Source organism: Mycobacterium sp. 4D054 (genome assembly GCF_052245755.1).
Lineage (GTDB): Bacteria > Actinomycetota > Actinomycetes > Mycobacteriales > Mycobacteriaceae > Mycobacterium.
Genome location: NZ_JBQQCF010000005.1, coordinates 148,293 through 167,558, shown reverse-complemented (window position 1 = coordinate 167,558; position 19,266 = coordinate 148,293). Strand labels below are relative to the sequence as shown.

Below are 19,266 nucleotides of genomic sequence, written 5' to 3'. Positions count from 1 at the left end.
GCGACACATCCTCCGCTGATTCCGTCCGACCCGTGACCGGCGACACCTAAGGCCTGCGACGGATCGCTTCGCCTGTCATCGCCAGCACCGACTGCGGCATCGGCACGTCCGCGGGGCAGTCGGGGGCGCGCCGGGGCTCTCCGTAGCCGGTGCTCACCGGCACCACGCCGGCCCAGGCGCCCGCGGCGATGTCCTCCTCGGGGTCGTCGGGCCAGCCGTCGCTCACCTTCAGCGACCAGTTGCCGTCAGCGATCGCGAGCCGCAACACCATGGTGGCGGCCAGTTCCTTGCGGCTGCTGGGGCGCAGCTCGGCCACCCGCCCCGGGATGAAGGTGTCGGTCAGTGCTTCCAGGTCTGCGACCTTCTGCTCGGCATCGACCACCTCGAACGTCCCGAACAGCACCGCGCTGCGGTAGTGGAACGACGACTCGAACGCGCTGCGCGCCACCACTACTGCGTCCAGCGTCGTCACCGACACCGCCACCGCGGCCCCGTCGGCGACGGCGCGCATCCACGGCGACCCGGTGGAGCCATGGATCACCACCGAGTCCTCGACGCGGGCGAATCCGGTGGGGAAAGCCACCGGATGGCCGTCACGCACCAGAGCTATCGTCGCCAGCGGGGTGGCGTCGAGCAGCGCGTTCAGCTCCGCGCGAGACGCGCCTGTTTCTCGGCGAGGCGGGAAATCCGGGTCGAGGGCGGAGGCATGGCAGCAAGCCTCGCACCTCCGGCGTGCGGGCGCGCGGCGTTTCCGTGCGCGAGAAGCTACGACCATTCCGCGAGCACGCGCATCTTTCCGGCTTTGACGGCGGCCTCCCGGCGCAGCCTCTTGAGCTCGGGTGCGAACGCGTTGCGCTCGTTGTCCTGGAAGTTCAGCGGCAGATCGAGCGCACCGAGCAGCTTGCGTTCGAGGTGCCAGGGCTCGGGGTGCAGCACCCACGACACCGCGGCGTTCTCGGCCATCCACTGTGTCAGGACGCTCTCGCCACCGGCGAACGTCATGCGCTTGCCCGACCCGATCCGGCGCAGCGCGAACCCGAGCTCACCGCCGAGCAGCACGCCGAGCGACTTGCGCAGCGTGGACCCGTCGGCGCTGGCATTGCCGGCACCGAAGTGGTACCGGATGCGCTTGCGGAGATCTTGTGGCGCCCGCGGGTTGCCGTCCGGCCGGGGCGGCCCGGAGGAGATGCCCACATACAGCAGCGTCCAGCCGTCCCGCTGTTCGCATCCCGACACGTCGATGTCGCCCGGGATCGTCTTGAACCACCAGCCGTGCACACCCGCCTCCGCAGGCACCGGGCTCGGTTCGCCCAACACCTCTTCCCGCGTGAAGCGTTGCGCTGCAACGAATTTCGCCACAGCATCGGCAGTGCGCTTCGCGGATATCGACTCGGCCATCGGCCCAGGGTATCCGCTGGGCGGGCCGGCGCGTTCCCCCGAAGCCGCCCCCGAAGCCCGCTCAGATCCCGGTGCAGATCGATACGAACGGAATCGGCGCGCAGATGCCGATGGAGAATCCTGGCGTCGGGTCACCGTTCCATGGCGGCGGCGGTGGAGGGGGCGGGGGCGGCGGTGGAGGAACCGGCGCGACGACGCACGTGTTCGTGGCGGGGTCGTACACCGTCCCGACGCCGCACTCCGCCGCACGGGCGAGCGCCGGTGACAGCAGGACCAGCGAAGCCAGCGGTGACAGCGCCGCCCCGGCAACGATCAGTCTGGTTCGCATCGTAGGGCCTCCCTTGACCTGATCCCCGACCCCGTGCGTGTCCTCAATCGTAGGACTGAGCCCCGCCGGATCCAACGTGCCGCGACTGGCCTAGGCGGCCTCCTGCGCGCCACTCGACGTCTGCGCGTCGCCCGACACGCCACCCGAGTTGTCTGTGGCAGATGGGGCGCCGTCGGTGTCGTCGGCTTCTCCTGTTTCGCTGTCCCCTTCGGTTTCTGCGGTTTCCAGCGCGTCGTCGGCATCGCCGATCGACGCCTCGCTCGCCTCGGGATCGTCGGTGTCTTCCAGCGCGCCGCCGAGGACGTCGTCCGGCGCTTCTCCCTCGGCGTCTTCCGGGATGCCGTCGGCCGAATCGGACGGTCCGAGCGTGACCACCTCGTCATCGCCGACGACCGGTGCCTGGCTGTCCGCACCCGTTGCTTGCTCGGCCGGGCCCGGTGCTTGCCCGGTCGGGTCCGCACCCGACGCCTGCAGCGGATCGGCTCCGTTTTCCTCAGCCGCCCCCTCTTCGACGACGGCCGCGCCGTCCGTGCCCTCGACCGTCAACCGCCGCGCTGGGGCGCCGGTCACGGTGGGCTCGACCGGAGACATGCTGCGGGCCGAGCTTTGTTGTTCGTCCGACTCGTCCGCCGGTCCCTCCGATGGCTGCGGCGTCTCCTCGGTGGTGGTACCGGTCGTGCCGAACGGATTGAGGAATAAACTGATCTGGGCGTCCACCCAATCAACGAACGCCTGCCATGCCTCGCCGGTGCGGGTGGCGATGGACAAAACGGTGTTGTCGAAAGCGTTGACGATTGCGGCGATCAAACCGTCACCTTGCAGGGTGTCGGTGACGAACTGATCGCCGGCGTCGATCATGTCGTGTGCGAATCCCGTGAGCGCGTCGATGCCACCGGCGATCAGATCCCAGCCCTCGGTCACTTCGAAGTTGATCAACGGAACGAACGGAATCCAGGAGACCGCGTCCAGCACATCGCTTGCTACGCCGACTGCCCAGTCGATGCCGCCACGGATCGGTTCCCAGATGTCCCAGATGGCGTTGGACACATCAGCCAGCAGATGCGACGCTCCGACCACGGCGTTGCCCAGAAATCCTTCCGGAAGGTCAGCCGCCGGAGGTCTCGGTGGGTAGAAACCGATCGGCGGCAATGGAATCCACGCACCCACCTCGTCGATTCCCAGCCAGACCACTGCGAGGCCGAGATCGACGACCCAGTCGGCGACATTCTTGAGTGCCGATCCCTGGCCCCTCAGCCAATCGGTGGTGTTGAACACCCCGCTGTTGATCAGTGACTCGACGAAGTTGTAGACGACCATGATCTGGTTGGCGAAGATCCCGACCCACGGGATCCAGGCGACCACGTCGGAGGCGACCTCGAATCCGTACCGAACCCACGGCTCGATCACGTTGTAGGCGTTGTCGATCGCGTTGGCGAGCGCGACGAGCCCCGGCGTCGGCACGAGGGTGGGGGTGGGATCCAGAAGCAGCGCCTCCACCGCCGCCGCCAGTTGCAGGTCGGGGGCACGCAGCGTCAGCGAGGTCTGTTGCGGAACCGTGTACTGCGCGGCGAAGTTCTGATTCTGCGGGTGCCACAGGTCGGGCAGGGGGGCGACGCCGGGCGCCAGCGCGATGCTGCTCGCGCCGACCACCGCGACCGCCAGTTTGAGTGTGGACCGAAATGCCAAATCCATGGCCACCCCCTGCACGAGATGACATGAATTCTCGCGCTGAACCGGCGCTGACATACCGGTTTCAGCGGATCCGCAGGGCTGATTCTTCTCAGCGTCGGCCAGCGCACAGATCGTGGCCCGTCAGGTGATCCCCGCTGCCCGGGCCCTGTTCATTGGCCGGTCTCGCTGCCGGACGTACTCGACGTCGAGTGGTCAGCGCTGCCGGCTTCCGTGGCCGAGGACGATTCACCCGTGTCCGCCGCTGAGGTCTCGCCGGTCGGCTCTGTCGCCTCACTGCTCACCGTCGTCGGCGCGGCGGAGGTCGACGGTGCCACCGCCGAAGTCGTCTGCGGCGCGGTCGTGGCAGGCGCAGTCGTCGTGGGGGCGGTCGTCGCAGGCGGCGTGGTGGAGGGCGTCGTGGTCGCGGGAGCGCTTGTGGTCGTCGTCACGCTGGTGGAGGTGGGCGTGGTCGGCGCCGTCGAGGAAGCGGTCTGCTGCGGCAACGCGGTGGGCGCGGCGGTCTGCACGACGCCCATGATCTGCTGGGTGTACGCCTCCAGCCGAGTCTCGATCTCTTCGGGTGGCACAGTGCCGGCCTCGATCTCCTTGGCGAAGTGCGCGACCTCGGCCCACACCGCGTCGAGGTCGTCCATCGCGTCTTTCGACAACGGCTCGTCGAGGGTGATGAAGAGCTGTCGGGCCAGCGCATAGGTCAAGCAGTTGACGCATTCGTAGTTGAGGGCGCCGGCCAGGTTCTGGGGGGCGGCGACGTTGTCGTCGCCGTCGTCGCTGTCGACGACGAACACCACCTGGTAGGCCACCGCGACGGCGGCGCACGAATTGCACGATGCGTAGGCCTGCGCCTCGTTGACGTTCATCGCGTCGGTGTTGTCGGTGACCCAGACCATCGCGAATGCGGCTTCGTAGACCGTGGTGCCGTCGGTGGTATTGACCGCCAGCGCCTGTGTATCGCCGGGTTCCGGGGCGAGCGGCTTATCGACCGGAAACACCCAGCCGTCCGTGGTGTCGGTGGATCCGAGCACGGCGGCCGTACCGGCCCCGCCGCCACTTCCGCTGCCGCCGTTCATCACCGGCGGGGACGTCCGCGGCCTCAACACGAGTGCCAGTTGCGGCGAATCCTGGGTGGGCATCGCCGTGCGGGTGTCCCACACGACGTTCATGACGCCCCGCTGACCGCTGACGAGCCGGTGCGCCGCACCTGTCGCGGCGGCGGAATCGCGTTGCGCCCCTTGCGGAATGCGGTCGGTCTGCAACGCATAGACGATGTCCCCGATGGTTCCGCGTTCCCACGGCTGAATCGGCCGGTATCTCTGTTCGCCCGGCCACCAGGCGTACGCGACGCCACAGAGCACGCCGACTCCGGCGACCAGCGCGAGCATCCGCAGCAGAGGTTTGCCCGCGGTGGCCTGCCAGGTACCGGCGACGGTGCGACGCACGAGACGGGCCAGCATGTACAGGATTCCGGCCACCGGGATCACGATCGCGATCATCGCCAGCACGCGGGCCACGAGTTGCACGATGTCTCCGTCGGCCCACGCCGTGACGAACACGTCGCGCTGGGTGACCAGGCTCGCCCACGCCGACCCGAGCAGTCTGGGCAGCGCCCACACCGCGATCGCCACCGTGGCCAGCAGCAGCGGAACGACCACGAGCACCCACAGCGTGACGACGATGCGCGCCCATGCCTTGAGCTGGCGGGCCTGCGGGTCACCCCAGCGCCACGGCAGTGCACCGAGCAGTGTCGGCTTGATGCGCGAATACAGGTCGGGCACCCCGGTCAGGTCGGCCAGCACGTGGTAGCCGTCGAATCGCACCAGAGGCGCGAGCTGGCGCAGCATCTGCAGGATCTGCGTGGCGACCACGAGCAGCAGTGCGTCGTAGCGCAGCCACAGCCACAGCCCGGTGATCGCGATGGCCACCAGTGCGTTGAAATACAGCCCGCCCAGATCGGTCCGTAACCGTCCTGCCCTGCCGAGGCGGTAGGAGTCGGTCACGTCGGTGTAGAACGCGGGCCAGACCAGGTACACACCGAAGCCCATCACCCCGGGCGTGGCCCCGCCGTAGCGGGCGGCCGCCGCGTGACCGAATTCGTGGAAACCGGCCGAGACGATGGTGACGACGAAGACGAGGATCAGCAGGCCCGGCCGCTGGAACGCGTCGTGGGCCGCCGACGCCAGGCCCTTCTCGAAGAAAACCCACCAGCAGACCGCCGCGAACGCCGCCAGCGCGGGCAACACCACCCACGGCCGGAACAGCACCCGGAACGGATCGGTGAGCCTGCGGGTGCGCTCGGCATCGGTAACCGCATAGCGGAAACGCAGACCCAACAAGGGGTTTCGCTTCTTGGTCACGGGCTGCGTACCGTCGGGCAGCGTCACCAACCCGAGCGGCCGCAGCTGCTTGTCGACCAGGTGGGTGATGTTGTCCTCGGAGACGGTGCGGCCGGTGGACGCGCTGACCGCCGCGGCCACCTCCGCGGCGGTCTTCTGCCCGTCGATCTCGCTGATGATGGCGTACAGCAACGGGGTGAGCTGCACCGTCTGGCCGTCACCGCGACGCACCAGCGCCGGCGGCACCCGATAACCGGAGCCTGGCATCGCTCCGATCAAATCGACTCCGTCAGCGCGCCGCAGGTGAGCATGCGTGGGCTCGACACCCATGGTGGTCACGGTCGTACTCCCCCTGGAAGGCCTGGAAGGTCGGCTGATCAGCCCGCGGTGGGGCCGCCGTCGGAGGATCCGGAGTCACCGGCCGACCCGCTGTCACCCGCGGAGCCGACATCGGAGGTGGTGCCGCCGGCGTCACCGTCGCCCTGGCTGATCGTGGAGTCCTGATCGGCCTGAGCCACGGCCTCACCGATGACGGTCTGCTTGATGATCGCGTCCTGTTCGGCGACGGAGATCGCATCCGAGTCGATGGAACCGATGTTGGCCGACACACCGGCGTTGATCGGCGCGGCCACGTTCGCGTTGGCCGCGACGGCGCCGCTGATCGGGGCCGCGAGGTCGGAATCCAGGTCGACGTTGACGTTGACGTTGAGCAGGTTGCCGTCGAGCAGAGCGCCGGGACTGGTGTCGACGACGGCCCCGGTCCCGTCGTCGGTGCCATCGGCGCCACCCGTGCCGCCGGTGCCATCCGTGCCGCCGGTGCCATCCGTGCCGTCGGTGCCGTCCACGTCGTTGTCGGTATCCATGCCGCCCTGGTCGATGCCGCTCACCTGGGTCGAGGTGGCGTAGGCATCGGCGTCGAGCATCTGCTCGATCGACGTGCCCTGATCCACCACCGCCTGGCTGCCGGACCCGTAGGTCAGCACGTTCGCCCCTGCCGCGGCGTCGATCGGCGCCGCCACATTCAGGTTCGCCGCGGCCGCAAGGTCGATCGGGGAGGCGGCGTCGATCGCGACGTCGACATCGGCGTTCAAATCGAGAATCGAGACGACCTCCTTGTCGGGGAGCGCGATGGCGCTCTCGGCGAGGAGTTCGTCGTGAGACAGTCCTTCCGCGGTCATCAGCTTTTGGTCCTTTCGACTGGGTGGCGTTGCTGCCCGCACACGCTGCACATTGCTCTGGTGAGCGACCGGGTACCCCGAAAGTTCCGAATTCACTTGCAGGATGGCCAGAAAATTTCGCCCATCTGCGACAACCACGCTCGCCTAATTAGCTCAGCCACCAAGCCGGGCGCGATGATCCCCGGATGTCAGGTAGCCGAAGCCGCGTAGTGCAACGGTCAAGGTTTGCTGGACGCCAGCCTGCCCCTGGTCGGGTGCCACCCTACTGCGGGTGGTCGGCCAGATATCTGTCGACAGGGATCGGCTCGGTGGCCGCGTAGCCGACGGGCAGCACCACGTCACCCGCACTGCTGAGGTAGTAGACGTCCCAGCGGTAATAGCCCTTGAACGCGCCGGGATCTGTGCCGATCACCGTCGCGTAGTGCGTCACCGCGCGCACGTAGCGGTTCGAATTGTTGTACCGGTACAGCGCGGCATCACGGTCACGCGCGAAGCCGTGGGCGGCCAGAAACCGGCCGGCGGCCATGATGCTGTCGCGGTCGGCGGCGATGTCGCCGCCCGCACCGTAGGTCGCGAACGTCGACGGCAGGAACTGCATCGGCCCTTGCGCGTTCGCGGTGCTGACTCCGGCGATTCGCCCGAATGCGGTCTCCACCAGATTGATGGCCGCCAGGTAGTTCCACGCCACCCCGGACGCGGCCTCGGACTCGCGGTAGTACCTGAGCAGTTCCTGGGCCGGCGCGGGGGCCTTGATCCGCCAGGCCGGCAAGGTCGGCCTGCCCCGCCCGTTGCCCATCGCGGTCAGTTGCCTGCGCGCGTCGACGTTGCGGTCGTACGCGTCGACCAGGTGCGCGGGCACCCGCGGCCGCACCACGGCGTCCCACTCCGGGTGGCGCCCCAGCACCCGGTACGCCACCTGCTGGCGCCGAGCGGCGGCGAGCAGCACGTCTTCGGGCGACGACGGATCGCGCAACGCGAGTTCGTCGTCGACGAGGTCGCCGACCAGTCGCACCGGGTCGGTCGCCAGCCGCGGCTGCGCCCCAGCCTGCGGCGGTGGTGCCGGTGGCGCCGGCGGGGCCGGGGGTGCCGGCGGGGCCCCCTGCACGACCTCCGTGCGGTGCGCCGGATCCCGGGTGGGTGTCGCCGCATACACCGCGCCGCTGACCAGCGCGACGGCCGCGGCTGCAGCGAGGACCACCCCGGCACGGGTGGTCATCGCCCCTCACCACAGCTCATGTCGCCTCCCGGATCGCGCGATCGCTTCCGACCAGTCTGACCGATCGCGGCCCGTACAGTGGCCGGAGTACCTCGGGGAGGAGATGCGGTGCCGAGCTCAGCAACACCGAACCGTCGCGCGGCGCGGCTGACGCTGGCCGCGCTGATCTCGGCCGTGATCGGCATTCTGGCTCCCCCTGCGGGCACGCACGCCGCACCGGCGGCCGACATCTCCCCCGCCAGCGCGCAGATCCTGGAGTCGATGCTGGCCGCCGACACCTCCGATCCCAGCCTGATCTCCGCTCGCTTCCTCGGAACACCCTACGGCGCAAACACTCTCATCGGTTCGGCGAGCGAACCCGAAGAGCTCGTGGTGAACCTGGAGCGGGTCGATTGCTTCACCTACGCCGACTACGTCGAGGCCTTCAAACGGGCACACGACCGCGACGAGTTCCTCGCCGGGCTCACCCACGTCCGCTACAAGGGCGGTGTGATGTCGTTCGAGAACCGCAGACACTTCTTCACCGATTGGTCGGCGTCCGCGCCGGCGATCGCCACCGATGTCACGGCCTCCCTCAGCGACGACGCGGTGCGCGCGGCCAAGCAGCTGAACCGCAAGGACTCCGGCGGGGTCTATCTGCCGGGCCTGCCGGTGGTCCCGCGCACCGTCACCTATATCCCCAGCGATCTGGTGACCGACGGCGTCATCGCCGGTCTGCGCGGCGGCGACTACATCGGCGCCTACGCCGAGGACGGCGGCCTGGACGTCACCCATGTCGGGATCCTCGTCCAGGCGCCGGACGGACCGGTCTTCCGCAACGCGTCCTCGCTGCCGGGCGACGACGCGGTCATCGACACACCACTGTCGGTGTACCTCCAGACCGTCCCCGGGATCGTGGTGTTGCGCCCGATCCTGTGACGGTTGGCGTGCCCGTGTGTTCGCGGCCCAACCAAGTGGTTAGTCTGGCGGTTGGTACACCGATGAACCAGGAGTCCGCAACATGCAGCTGGCGCTGACGCCCGAGGAAGCCGCCTTCCGCGACGAGCTTCGCACCTTCTACCGCACCAAGATCCCGGCGGAGATCCGCGAGCGGACCCGCACCGCCACCGAAGCCAACCGCGACGACGTCGTCACGGCCAACAAAATCCTCAACGACCACGGGCTGATGGTGCCGAACTGGCCCGTGGAGTGGGGCGGCAAGGACTGGACGCCGATCCAGCACCAGATCTGGCTCGACGAGATGCAGCTGGCAAGCGTGCCGGAGCCGCTGACGTTCAACGCCAAGATGGTCGGCCCGGTGATCGCCGAGTTCGGCAGCCAGGAGCTCAAGGAGCGCTTCCTGCCCCCCACCGCCGCCGTCGACATCTGGTGGTGTCAGGGCTTCTCGGAGCCGGAGGCCGGCTCGGACCTCGCGTCGCTGCGGACCACCGCGCTGCGTGACGGGGACAGCTACGTGGTCAACGGTCAGAAGACCTGGACCACGCTCGGCCAGTACGCCGACTGGATCTTCTGCCTGGTGCGCACCGACCCGAACGCGCCGAAGAAGCAGGCGGGCATCTCCTTCCTGCTCATCGACATGAACACCCCCGGCGTCACGCTGCGGCCGATCAAGCTGATCGACGGCAGCTACGAGGTCAACGAGGTGTTCTTCGAAGACGTCCGGGTACCCGCCGATCAGCTCGTGGGCGAGGAGAACCAGGGGTGGTCGTACGCGAAGTTCCTGCTGGGCAACGAGCGCACCGGGATCACACAGATCGGCCGCACGAAACTGCGGCTCTCCGAGGTCAAGGAACGCGCGAAGGCCAACGGCCTGATCGACGACCCGCTGTTCGCAGCCCGTCTGGCCGAGACCGAGAACGACGTCCTGGCACTGGAACTGACGCAGATGAGGGTCGCGTCGAGCTCGCAGGGCGGCAAACCCAACCCCGCCTCGTCGGTGCTCAAGTTGCGGGCCAGCGAGTTGCAGCAGACCGCCACCGAACTGCTGGTCGAGGTCGCCGGCGCAGACGCGCTGCCGTTCGGAAGCCACGGCATCGCATCGGCCGACTGGGCGCAGGACGCCGCACCGCGCTACCTGAACTACCGCAAGACCTCGATCTACGGCGGAAGCAACGAGGTCCAGCGCACCATCATCGCGTCGACCATTCTCGGATTGTGAGCTAAGACATGGATTTCCAATTCAGTGAAGAGCAGGTCCTGCTGCGCGACACCACCCGCGAGATGCTCTCACGGACCTACGACCCGGAGAGCCGCCTCAAGACCGTGGACACCGATCCCGGCTGGAGCCGCGACGTGTGGAAACAGCTGGCCGAGGTCGGCGTCCTCGGGCTGGGATTCGACGAGGATGCGGGCGGACAGATCGAGGTGCTGGTCGTTCTCACCGAGATCGGCCGCCGGCTGGCACCGGAACCGGTGCTGCACGCCGCGCTGGGACCCGGCGCACTGATCGCCGAGGTCGGCACCGAAGGGCAGCGGGCGCTTCTCGACGAGGTGGCCGGCGGCGAACGGATGCTGGCCTTCGCCCACCTGGAACCGGGGATGCGCCTGCCCACCGCAAAGGTCTCGACAACGGCTGCCCGACAGGGTGATTCGTGGACGGTGAGCGGCAGCAAGAACCCGGTGCTGGCCGGTGACTGCGCGGACACGCTGGTGGTCAGCGCCGCACTGCCCGACGGGGGCACCGGCCTGTTTCTCGTCGACACCGCCGGCAACGATCAGGCCAAGCGCACGCCGTACCGCACGTTCGACGGTCAGCGCGGAGCTCAGGTCGACTTCGACTCCGTGGCCGCAGAACCGCTGGGAGAGGCAGTGGACGCCTCCGAGGCGATCAGCCGTGCCCTGGTGCGGATCTCGGCCGGCCTGTGCGCCGAGGCGCTCGGCGCGATGGAGGAGGCGCTGCGGCTGACGAGCGAATACCTCACTGCGCGCAAGCAATTCGGTGTCACGCTGAGCAAGTTCCAGACGTTGACCCAGCGGGCCGCCGACATGTACGTGTCGCTTGAGCTGGCGCGCAGCATGACGTTCTACGCGAACATGTCCGTTGCCGACGGCAACCTGGACCCGACGATCGCGGCACGCGCCAAGCTGCAGATCGGCCGCTCGGGGCGCCACATCGCCCAGGAGTCGATCCAGTTGCACGGCGGCATCGGCGTGACGGCCGAGTACCCGATCAGCCACTACGCGGCGCGGCTGACCGCGATCTCGCACACCCTGGGCTCCACGCAGGACCAGCTGCACGTGCTGATCGGTCAGCTCGGCGACTACGAGATCGTCACCGTCTAGAACCAGATCCGGACCCGTTGGTCGGGCCGGTGAAATAGTTCGTCAGCGCTGCGTCGAGCCCGGGCACTGAGACAAGCCCTGGAAATGGGTCACGTCGCGACTCGAACACATCAGTATTCGTCGTGCAGACGGATCCATTCATAGGTCGGCTGCTGCGGCCAGCCCGGCGGTGAGTCCTCCCAGTCCTCTTGGCGCCCGTACGGCGTGAGGTCGAGCAGGTCGAAAACCACCATGAACGGCTCCTCGCCGCGATCGAAGGTCTGCCAGGTGTGGAACACCCGATCGCCGTCCCGGAGGAACACGCTGATGGAGTGGCGCTCTTCGCCGTCGACGGTGGTGCGGAAATCCTCGTTGAAGCTCGTGCGGCCCGAGGACACCCAGGGCAGGTCCCAGCCCATCCGGTCCTTGAACGCGACCAGCTTGCCGACCGGGGCCCGCGACACCAGCACCAGTGACGTGTCCTTGGCGTGCAGGTGCGACAGCGGGCCGAGGTGGTCGGCCATCATCGCGCAGCCGGAACATCCTGCGTCCCAGTCCGATCCGAACATGTAGTGCTGCACGATCAGCTGTCGCCGCCCGTCGAAAAGATCCAGCAGCGTCAACGGGCCCGCCTCGGTGTCGAAGAGGTAGGGGCTGTCGACGAGCACCATCGGCAGGCGCCGCCGCGCGGCGCTGACGGCGTCTTTGAGACGGGTCAGCTCCTTCTCGCGGGCGAGCAGCTCGGCGCGTGCCTGCTCCCATTCGTCTCGCGACACGATCGGCGGTAGGGCGGTGGTTTCCATGCTCAAAGCTTGCCACCGCGGGTCAGGCGAAGTCGGCGATCACCTCAGCTGCCCGGCGGACCTGGTCGAGGTCCGAACTGGTGGGGATCAGATGCACTTCGTCGGTGCCGATCTCGGCGAATCCGGTCAGCACGTCGTGGAGTTCCTCGGCGGTCCCGGCGAATCCGGTGGTCGGCGCCATCGCGTCGACGAACTCGGCCGGGATCCAGTTCATGTACCGCAGCAGGTGGCGGTGGACCTGTTCGCGGGGTGCGTCACCGTCACCGAGGGCGAACCAGAATGACGTCGCCAGATGCGGTTTCGCCTTGCCGGCACCCTGCCATGCCTGGCGCGCCACCTCGAACAGCTCATTCTGCTTGCCCAGGTCCAAGTCCAGCGTCGTGCCGGCCAACCCGTCCGCCCACGTCGCGGCGGAGCGCACCGTTTTGGGACCGAGCGTCCCGACGTGGAGCACCGGCCCACCGGGCTGCGCCGGCGGCGGACCCACCGGCAGCGTCGAGTCGGTGACCTTCTCCCCCGCCCACACCCGCTTCATGACCGCCACCCGCTCGGCCATCTCCCGCATCGTCTGCGTGGCGGGGTCGGCCCCGACGGCGCGGTAATCCTCGTGACGCCCGCCCACGCCGATACCGACGGTCAACCGGCCCTCACACAGCATGTCTCCGGTCGCCAGCTGCTTGGCCAGCATCACGGGGTCGTGCAGTTGCGGGATGACCACCGTCGTCACCAACCGGACCCGGTCCGTCCAGGCCGCCAGCGCACCGAGCAGGGTCAGGCTCTCGGGATTGTCGAACGCGATCCGCTCACCCCAGCACAGCGACGAGAACGGCCCGTCGTCGACCAGCTGCGCCCACGACCTCAACGACGCACGGTCGAGGTCGGGCTCCATCACCGGCATCGTCATCCCGATACGCACGCAGGCGATTCTGGCACGGCCGGTCCGGGGGCTGTCAGCGCGCCGTGGCCGGCGGGTCCTTGTGGGCGCGGATCGGATCAGCGGCCGGCGGGGCGAACAGGCGCACTCCGCCGCGCACTGTGCGCACCGCGACCAGCAACCAGGTGCACAGCAACCCGACGTACGCGACCGCGGCCGCGTACCGGAACGCCGGAAGCGCGGTGTGGAAGGCGAGCTGACTGGTGCCGGTCACAAAGGTGCCGACCGGGAACGTCAGACTCCACCACGTCAACGCGAACGGCATCCCGCGGCGCAGCGTGCGCACCGTCAACGCGGTCGCGAGGCCGATCCACAGCACGGCGAAACCCCACACCGGGACGCCGTAGAGCACGGCGAAGACGCTCATCCCGTCGGCGAGCCGTTGATCGACGGCCAGTGCCGCATCAGCACCGAGAAGCCCTGCCACCGTGATGGACTGACCCAGCGGGCCCAGCACGATCCACAACGTGGGCACCCGCGCCGTGCCCGAGGTGCCGTAGTGCGCGAGGCGGCTCCACACCATGGTGATGATGATCAGCGAGGCGACCAGCGACAGCCCGAACATCGCGTAACTGCCGTACAGCATGGTGGCCCGGCCGGGCCCCTCGGCCATGTGCGGCAGCAGCAGGCCGCCGGTGGCCGCCGACACCATCGGCGGCACGACCGGCATCAGCCAGCCGCCGAACGCCGCGTCGGGTTCCACCCGGTACTGGGTGAACATCAGATACGGGATGGTCATCGCGGTGTACAAACCGCCAAGGGTGCCTGCCGTCCACAACACCCAGGCCACGTCGACCGCGGCCTGCTCCCCGATCAGATCCCGGCCCACCAGTAGCGCGCCGGAGCCGACGGTCAGCAGCGCCATCGGGGCCGCGCCGTAGAAGTGGGCCATCTGCGGGTTGCGCACGTGGCTGCGGGCCACCGCAGGGTTGCGCAGCCAGTGGGCGAACGTCGCGAAGATCAGCACGAGCAGCCACAGCGCCGAGAGCACCCAGACCACCAAGGCGAATGCGCGCAGGCCCGGAATCTGCACCGGCAGTGACGCGCCCGCGGTCGCCACGATGCCGGTGCCCATCACCGACGCGAACCAGTTCGGCCCCAGGTAGCCGAGGATCGTCGGCGGCGGGTTCGTCATGGGGTCAGTATGGTCACCGCGACCGTGCGGAGAATGCCGGGCTGGGGGTGGGGTTATCCCCCGGAGCATTCTCGGGAAAACGCTGTGTCGCCGCGGCGGCCCCATCCCTAGGTTTGAGGCATGACCGCAGTCACCGACACCGATGCTGTCACCGACCGGGTTCCGGTGTTCACCCCCGACGGACCGGCGACCGTGCCGCCGCCGCAGCACCGCACGCTCAGCGTCGCCGCGAGCGCATCGCTGCTCACCGGCGGCGCGCTGGCCGCCGTGTGGTTCTGGATTCCATTGGCGATCTTGGTAATCGGCATATCGTCGATCCCCAGCATCGTCGGTGCCGTGCTGGCCGGCATCGTGTTCGTTTACCTGATCCGGGGCATCGATCACGTCGAGCGGGTACGCAGCGAAGCGGTGTTCGGCATGGGCATCGCCGTCCCGGCGCGCCGCCTGTCCCAGTACACCGGATTCCAGCGCTGGGCCCACCAGCTCTGGCTCGACGTCAGCAGCGCCTGGTTCTGGAAGGCAGCCGCGCATCACTACCTGCGCATGATCTACGACGCGCTCGTCACCGCCATCGCGCTGGGTCTGGCGGTGTTCGCGTTCCTGGCTCCTGCCCTCGCCATCGCCGTCGGGCACAGCGACCCCGAGGCCGGTCTGGCGTTCCTGCCCATCCCGGTGGCGTGGCTGCTGGCTGTGGTCGCACTGGCCGCCGCGGTGGCGCTGGTGATCTTCGCCCCGACCCTGGACGCGGTGATCGACCGCTGGCTGCTGGCGCCGTCACCGACCGCCGCACTGCAGCACAAGGTCAGCGCGCTGGCCGACGCCCGGCAGGGAGCGGTCACGTCGGCGCAGACCGAGCGGCACCGCATCGAACGCGACCTGCACGACAGCGTGCAGCCGCGGCTGGTGTCGCTGGCGATGACGATAGGGCTGGCCCAGACCAAACTCGACTCCGACCTGCCTGCCGCCAAGGCGCTGATCGCCGAGGCGCACGACGACGCCAAGAGCGCCCTGGTAGAGCTGCGCAACGTGGTCCGCGGGATCGCCCCGACCATCCTGGCCGACCGCGGCCTGGACGCCGCGCTGTCGGCGGTGGTACAGCGGGCGACCAACTCCGGGGTGCCCACCACTTTGAGCGTGCACCTGCCGCGACGGCTGCCCGACGAGGTGGAGGCATGCGCGTACTTCGTCGTCGCCGAGGGGCTGACCAACGTCAGCCGGCATGCCGGGGCGTCGGCCGCCGCGGTCACCGTCCGTCTCGACGAAGCGGCGAATCAGTTGCACGTCACCGTGTTCGACGACGGACACGGCGGGGCGCGCATCGTCGAAGACGACGACGACACGGAAGCCACCGGCTTGCGCGGACTCGACGAACGGGTGCGTGCGGCTCAGGGGAGTTTCTCGGTGGCCAGTCAGCCCACCGGACCCACGATCATCTCCGCGGTGCTGCCATGCGGATCGTGATCGCCGAGGACTCGGCCCTGCTGCGGGCCGGTATCGAACGGATCCTCACCGACGCCGGGCACGAGGTCGTCGCCGGCGTGCCCGACGCGACCAACCTGCTGCGCCTGGTCAACGAACAGCGACCAGACCTGGCCATCCTCGACGTCCGGATGCCACCCACCTTCACCGACGAGGGCATCCGGGCCGCGGCCTTGCTGCGCAGCCAGAATCCGGAATCGCCGGTGCTGGTGCTGTCGCACTACGTCGAGGAACGCTACGCGGCCGACCTGATCGCCTCGGACACCCGCGGATTCGGGTATCTGCTCAAGGACCGGGTGGCCGACGTCCCGGCGTTCCTGGACGCCGTCGAGGTCGTCGGGTCGGGCGGCACGGTGCTCGACCCCGAAGTGGTCTCCCAGATCCTGGTCCGGTCCCATCGCCGCAACGCACTCGACGCGCTGACGCCCCGCGAGCACGACGTGCTGCAACTGATGGCGGAAGGCAGGACCAACGCCGCGATCGCCGCCGCCCTGCACATCTCGGTGGGTTCGGCCGAGAAGCACATCGCGTCGATCTTCGCCAAGCTGAACCTCGCGCCCGACGAGAACCGCCGCGTGCTCGCCGTGCTGCGCTACCTCGAATCCTGAAGCGACGGAAGGATACTCGTGACCACCACGCTCGCACCGCCACCGCCCGCGTCGCCGCCCCCGCAGCTCTCGCCGGGCGGGCGCACCGCGATCCGCACGCTGCTCATTCTCGCGGCCGCGGCACTGGTCGCCGCCGTCGTCGCGCTGTCGGTGACCGCCGCGGTGACCGTCAGCTCGTTCCGGGTGGTCAGGGACTCGATGCCACTGCCGGCCACGGTGACGTCAGTGGTGATCGACACCGGATCGGTGCCGGTGGCGGTGCGGCTGACCTCCGACCGCGAGTCCCGCGGGCCCCGGGTGGACATGCGCATGGTCAACTCCACCCGCGCCGGCGCCGATCCGCTGTCGGTCACCGCCGACGGCGCCACCGCACGGGTGACCATCGACGCGGAGCCGTCGGAGTTCCTGCAGTGGGGCCGCGCCGGTGAGATCACGCTGGTGCTGCCACCCGAACTCGCCCGCCGATTGACCGTGACCATCCGTCAGGAGGTGGGGGTGGTGTTCGCCCAGGCCGACCTCGACCAACTCAACGCCCGCATCGTCGACGGGGCGGTGGTCCTCAGCGGCTCGGCACGCCGGATCGACATCGCCAACGAGCACGGTGACGTGAGCACGCGGGAACCAATCTCGGTCGCCGAATCGTTCCGGGCGACCACCACCACCGGTGACGTCAGCGTCGACTTCGCTGAGGCGCCGGTGACCGTGGACGCCCAGACCGACCGCGGCGACGTCGTGATCGCGCTGCCGCCGCCGGGACCCTACTTCGTCGACGCGACGACCGGAACAGACCGCGCCACGACGGTGGTGCGCGTTCCGCAGACCCGGGACCGTGACGCCGCGGCGGCTGTGGTGACGGCGCGCACCGAGTCCGGCGACGTCATCGTCGACGACCAGCGGTGAGGACAGGACGCGACGAGAAGAGCTGTCAACCGATCAGCGACGCGATGATCTCGCCGACCGTGCCCGGGCGGGCGGCGCGGAAGCCGGTGCCCGCCCAGATGTTCACCGCGTGCGGATCCCCGGCCCGCACCGACGCCGCGCGCAGCGGACTGGTCAGATAGTGCACCTCGGGATAGCCGAACGGCGCCTCCGCGTCGTGTTCGACGATGAACCGATTGCGCAGACCGCGCGCATAACGTCCCGAGAACGCTTTGGTCACAACGGTTTCAGTGAACTGCGGATCCTGCAGCGCGGCCCGGTGCACGGGGCTGCTGCCCGCCTCGTCGGCGAGCAGGAATGCGGTCCCCAACTGCGCGGCGGCTGCCCCGAGACGCCGGACGCGGTCCACGTCGTCGCCGGTCATCAGCCCGCCCGCCGCGACCACGGGGAGCTCGAGCTCGGCGCCGATCGCGGTGACCAGCTCGGCCAGCGGCTGCGGTGACGGCGCGGCGGTCGCGTCGAAGGTTCCGCGGTGCCCGCCCGCGGACGGGCCCTGGGCGATGAGCACGTCGACTCCGACGCCGGCCGCCAGGCGCGCCTCGGCAAGCGTCGTGACCGTCGCCGCGGTGGTGATCCCCGCCTCGGTGAGGCGGCGTCGCTGGGTGTCGCCGGGCAGACCGAAGGTGAACGACGCGAGCGCGGGCCGCAGGTCGAGCAGTGCATCGAGCTTGGCGTCCCAGTCGTCGTCGTCGAACCGCGGCTCGCCGGTGCTGACGCCGTACCGCTGCGCCTCACCGGCCAGCGCGCCGGCATAGGCGTCGATCTCCGCCGCTCGGGCCGCACTGGGTTGCGGCACAAAGAGATTGACGCCCAGCGGGGCGCTGGTGAGTCGCTGCGCGGCACCCACGCGGTCGGCGAACGCGTCGGCTGTCAGGTAACCGGCCGCGACGAATCCGAGACCGCCCGCCGACGACGCGGCCGCGGCGAGCTCAGGGCTGGACGGCCCGCCCGCCATCGGCGCCACCAGCACCGGCGCCGTGAGGTCGCGAACATCGAACACCACCAGCCCTTCGTATCACGGCCCCGTGGCGCCGATCGCTGGAACCGCGGTCACCGACAGTCTTATCCTGGATCGCGATGGCCATCACCCTCAATCACACGATCGTCGCGGCGCGGGACAAGAGGGCGTCAGCGAGGTTCCTGACCGAGCTGTTCGATCTGCCCGACCCGCAGCCGTTCGGCCATTTCCTGGTGGTCAGTGTCGGTGACACGAGCCTGGACTACGCCGAGGTCGGTGCCGATCAGCCGATTCACCCGCAGCACTACGCGTTCCTGGTCTCCGAAGACGAGTTCGACGTCATCTACGCAAAGATCAGGGACCGCGGTCTGGAGCACTGGGCCGACCCGCGGGGCGCGCAGCCGGGTCAGGTCAATCACAACGACGGCGGACGGGGCGTGTACTTCCAGGACCCAGGCGGTCATTACCTGGAGATCCTCACCCGCCCGTACGGGTCCGGCGCGTCCCGCTAACCGATCGAGTGTCCGCGCGCCTCTTCCTGGCCGCGGTAGTCGTCGGCCATCGACCGGACGTGGCCGGGCAGGTCACCGGAGGCGACGTCGGCCAGGCTGGTCTGCTCCAGAACCGAGCGCATGCTCGCCCGCAGCGCCCGCCACACGTCGGTCAACGCCGCCGTCGGCCCCGAATAGGGCAGATCTCCCAGGCCGATGTCGCGCACGCTGGCCAGCGGGCCGTCGATGCAGCGCAGCACGTCGGCGATGCTGATGTCGGCTGCCGGCCGGGCCAGCTCGTACCCGCCGTCGCGGCCGCGGTGACTACGCACCAGCCGGTCGGTGCGCAGGTCGGACAGAATGTCGACGAGGAACTGCGGCGGGATCCCCTGGGCCTTGGCGAGATCGTCGGTTTTGACGAGGACACCGTCGTCCACCGTCGCGAGCTGGACCATCGCGCGCACGGCGTACTCCGCCTTGGCCGACATCCGCATGGGCCAACCCTAGCCCGCGCGT

The 19,266-nt window shown here is 69.1% G+C and carries 19 protein-coding genes; 7 read left to right on the top strand and 12 right to left on the bottom strand.

Features of this window, described 5'->3' with window-relative positions:
* Positions 1-46 precede the first annotated feature (46 nt).
* The 7 genes from ACTWP6_RS06530 to ACTWP6_RS06500 all read right to left on the bottom strand — a co-directional run bounded on the left by ACTWP6_RS06530 (position 47) and on the right by ACTWP6_RS06500 (position 8,142).
* Positions 47-601, bottom strand: coding sequence for a pyridoxamine 5'-phosphate oxidase family protein (locus ACTWP6_RS06530; RefSeq protein WP_443187175.1), 555 nt, complete (start codon positions 599-601; stop codon positions 47-49).
* Between the two features lie 164 nt (positions 602-765).
* Positions 766-1,398: a GIY-YIG nuclease family protein gene (locus ACTWP6_RS06525; protein WP_260754651.1), complete on the bottom strand. Its 633-nt coding sequence runs from the start codon at positions 1,396-1,398 to the stop codon at positions 766-768.
* A gap of 61 nt (positions 1,399-1,459) precedes the next feature.
* A complete protein-coding gene (locus ACTWP6_RS06520; RefSeq protein ID WP_260754652.1) occupies positions 1,460-1,726 on the bottom strand; it encodes a hypothetical protein in 267 nt (88 codons plus the stop codon).
* 90 nt (positions 1,727-1,816) lie between these two features.
* A complete protein-coding gene (locus ACTWP6_RS06515) occupies positions 1,817-3,418 on the bottom strand; it encodes a hypothetical protein (RefSeq protein WP_260754653.1) in 1,602 nt (533 codons plus the stop codon).
* A 149-nt stretch (positions 3,419-3,567) separates the two neighbouring features.
* Entirely contained in the window at positions 3,568-6,078 is a 2,511-nt protein-coding gene (locus tag ACTWP6_RS06510) for a hypothetical protein (protein ID WP_260758221.1), read from the bottom strand.
* Between the two features lie 47 nt (positions 6,079-6,125).
* Positions 6,126-6,926 (bottom strand): peptidoglycan-binding protein, encoded by an 801-nt coding sequence (locus tag ACTWP6_RS06505; protein WP_260754654.1) that lies wholly within the window; start codon positions 6,924-6,926, stop codon positions 6,126-6,128.
* Positions 6,927-7,188: 262 nt separating this feature from the next.
* Positions 7,189-8,142, bottom strand: coding sequence for a lytic transglycosylase domain-containing protein (locus ACTWP6_RS06500; RefSeq protein WP_260754655.1), 954 nt, complete (start codon positions 8,140-8,142; stop codon positions 7,189-7,191).
* 108 nt (positions 8,143-8,250) lie between these two features.
* Here ACTWP6_RS06500 and ACTWP6_RS06495 point away from each other — a divergent pair, with 108 nt between their 5' ends.
* The 3 genes from ACTWP6_RS06495 (at position 8,251) to ACTWP6_RS06485 (ending at position 11,424) form a co-directional block, all read left to right on the top strand.
* On the top strand, positions 8,251-9,060 hold the full coding sequence (locus tag ACTWP6_RS06495; RefSeq protein WP_260754656.1) for a DUF1460 domain-containing protein: 810 nt from the start codon (positions 8,251-8,253) through the stop codon (positions 9,058-9,060).
* Positions 9,061-9,142: 82 nt separating this feature from the next.
* Positions 9,143-10,300 carry an acyl-CoA dehydrogenase family protein gene (locus tag ACTWP6_RS06490; protein WP_260754657.1) on the top strand — a complete coding sequence of 386 codons (1,158 nt, stop codon included), beginning with the start codon at positions 9,143-9,145 and terminating at the stop codon, positions 10,298-10,300.
* 8 nt (positions 10,301-10,308) lie between these two features.
* The gene (locus ACTWP6_RS06485; protein WP_260754658.1) at positions 10,309-11,424 is read left to right on the top strand and encodes an acyl-CoA dehydrogenase family protein; all 1,116 of its coding nucleotides are present in this window, start codon (positions 10,309-10,311) and stop codon (positions 11,422-11,424) included.
* A 110-nt stretch (positions 11,425-11,534) separates the two neighbouring features.
* Here the strand turns inward: ACTWP6_RS06485 and ACTWP6_RS06480 are convergent, their stop codons facing one another.
* The 3 genes from ACTWP6_RS06480 to ACTWP6_RS06470 are packed head-to-tail and all read right to left on the bottom strand — an operon-like array spanning position 11,535 to position 14,275.
* The gene (locus ACTWP6_RS06480; protein ID WP_260754659.1) at positions 11,535-12,206 is read right to left on the bottom strand and encodes a DUF899 domain-containing protein; all 672 of its coding nucleotides are present in this window, start codon (positions 12,204-12,206) and stop codon (positions 11,535-11,537) included.
* 22 nt (positions 12,207-12,228) lie between these two features.
* Complete coding sequence (locus ACTWP6_RS06475; protein WP_260758222.1) at positions 12,229-13,110, bottom strand: LLM class flavin-dependent oxidoreductase; 882 nt, start codon at positions 13,108-13,110, stop codon at positions 12,229-12,231.
* A gap of 46 nt (positions 13,111-13,156) precedes the next feature.
* Positions 13,157-14,275 (bottom strand): TDT family transporter, encoded by a 1,119-nt coding sequence (locus ACTWP6_RS06470; RefSeq protein ID WP_260754660.1) that lies wholly within the window; start codon positions 14,273-14,275, stop codon positions 13,157-13,159.
* A gap of 120 nt (positions 14,276-14,395) precedes the next feature.
* On the opposite strand from ACTWP6_RS06470, the gene ACTWP6_RS06465 reads away from it, so the two are divergent.
* From ACTWP6_RS06465 to ACTWP6_RS06455, 3 genes are read left to right on the top strand one after another with little or no spacing between them, the layout of a single operon-like run.
* The gene (locus ACTWP6_RS06465) at positions 14,396-15,736 is read left to right on the top strand and encodes a sensor histidine kinase (RefSeq protein WP_260754661.1); all 1,341 of its coding nucleotides are present in this window, start codon (positions 14,396-14,398) and stop codon (positions 15,734-15,736) included.
* Positions 15,724-16,362: a response regulator transcription factor gene (locus ACTWP6_RS06460; protein WP_260754662.1), complete on the top strand. Its 639-nt coding sequence runs from the start codon at positions 15,724-15,726 to the stop codon at positions 16,360-16,362. The genes ACTWP6_RS06465 and ACTWP6_RS06460 overlap by 13 nt, the downstream gene beginning before the upstream one ends.
* Positions 16,363-16,380: 18 nt before the next feature.
* The gene (locus ACTWP6_RS06455) at positions 16,381-17,262 is read left to right on the top strand and encodes a DUF4097 family beta strand repeat-containing protein (RefSeq protein WP_260754663.1); all 882 of its coding nucleotides are present in this window, start codon (positions 16,381-16,383) and stop codon (positions 17,260-17,262) included.
* Positions 17,263-17,287: 25 nt separating this feature from the next.
* Here ACTWP6_RS06455 and ACTWP6_RS06450 read toward each other — a convergent pair whose 3' ends face one another.
* Positions 17,288-18,304 carry a nitronate monooxygenase gene (locus tag ACTWP6_RS06450; protein ID WP_260754664.1) on the bottom strand — a complete coding sequence of 339 codons (1,017 nt, stop codon included), beginning with the start codon at positions 18,302-18,304 and terminating at the stop codon, positions 17,288-17,290.
* A 74-nt stretch (positions 18,305-18,378) separates the two neighbouring features.
* On the opposite strand from ACTWP6_RS06450, the gene ACTWP6_RS06445 reads away from it, so the two are divergent.
* Positions 18,379-18,771, top strand: coding sequence for a VOC family protein (locus ACTWP6_RS06445; RefSeq protein WP_443187174.1), 393 nt, complete (start codon positions 18,379-18,381; stop codon positions 18,769-18,771).
* Here ACTWP6_RS06445 and ACTWP6_RS06440 read toward each other — a convergent pair.
* Positions 18,768-19,244, bottom strand: coding sequence for an Rrf2 family transcriptional regulator (locus tag ACTWP6_RS06440; RefSeq protein ID WP_260754666.1), 477 nt, complete (start codon positions 19,242-19,244; stop codon positions 18,768-18,770). The two genes, ACTWP6_RS06445 and ACTWP6_RS06440, sit on opposite strands and share 4 nt — an antisense overlap.
* Positions 19,245-19,266 lie beyond the last annotated feature (22 nt).

What these genes read in the sequence shown, in the direction of transcription:
- ACTWP6_RS06490 (WP_260754657.1), top strand. Translation starts at nt 9,143, where the DNA reads ATGCAGCTGGCGCTGACGCCCGAGGAAGCCGCCTTCCGCGACGAGCTT.
- ACTWP6_RS06470 (WP_260754660.1), bottom strand. Translation starts at nt 14,275, where the DNA reads ATGACGAACCCGCCGCCGACGATCCTCGGCTACCTGGGGCCGAACTGG.
- ACTWP6_RS06500 (WP_260754655.1), bottom strand. Translation starts at nt 8,142, where the DNA reads ATGACCACCCGTGCCGGGGTGGTCCTCGCTGCAGCCGCGGCCGTCGCG.
- ACTWP6_RS06440 (WP_260754666.1), bottom strand. Translation starts at nt 19,244, where the DNA reads ATGCGGATGTCGGCCAAGGCGGAGTACGCCGTGCGCGCGATGGTCCAG.
- ACTWP6_RS06460 (WP_260754662.1), top strand. Translation starts at nt 15,724, where the DNA reads ATGCGGATCGTGATCGCCGAGGACTCGGCCCTGCTGCGGGCCGGTATC.
- ACTWP6_RS06465 (WP_260754661.1), top strand. Translation starts at nt 14,396, where the DNA reads ATGACCGCAGTCACCGACACCGATGCTGTCACCGACCGGGTTCCGGTG.
- ACTWP6_RS06445 (WP_443187174.1), top strand. Translation starts at nt 18,379, where the DNA reads ATGGCCATCACCCTCAATCACACGATCGTCGCGGCGCGGGACAAGAGG.
- ACTWP6_RS06520 (WP_260754652.1), bottom strand. Translation starts at nt 1,726, where the DNA reads ATGCGAACCAGACTGATCGTTGCCGGGGCGGCGCTGTCACCGCTGGCT.
- ACTWP6_RS06525 (WP_260754651.1), bottom strand. Translation starts at nt 1,398, where the DNA reads ATGGCCGAGTCGATATCCGCGAAGCGCACTGCCGATGCTGTGGCGAAA.
- ACTWP6_RS06510 (WP_260758221.1), bottom strand. Translation starts at nt 6,078, where the DNA reads ATGGGTGTCGAGCCCACGCATGCTCACCTGCGGCGCGCTGACGGAGTC.
- ACTWP6_RS06475 (WP_260758222.1), bottom strand. Translation starts at nt 13,110, where the DNA reads ATGACGATGCCGGTGATGGAGCCCGACCTCGACCGTGCGTCGTTGAGG.
- ACTWP6_RS06485 (WP_260754658.1), top strand. Translation starts at nt 10,309, where the DNA reads ATGGATTTCCAATTCAGTGAAGAGCAGGTCCTGCTGCGCGACACCACC.
- ACTWP6_RS06505 (WP_260754654.1), bottom strand. Translation starts at nt 6,926, where the DNA reads ATGACCGCGGAAGGACTGTCTCACGACGAACTCCTCGCCGAGAGCGCC.
- ACTWP6_RS06515 (WP_260754653.1), bottom strand. Translation starts at nt 3,418, where the DNA reads ATGGATTTGGCATTTCGGTCCACACTCAAACTGGCGGTCGCGGTGGTC.
- ACTWP6_RS06480 (WP_260754659.1), bottom strand. Translation starts at nt 12,206, where the DNA reads ATGGAAACCACCGCCCTACCGCCGATCGTGTCGCGAGACGAATGGGAG.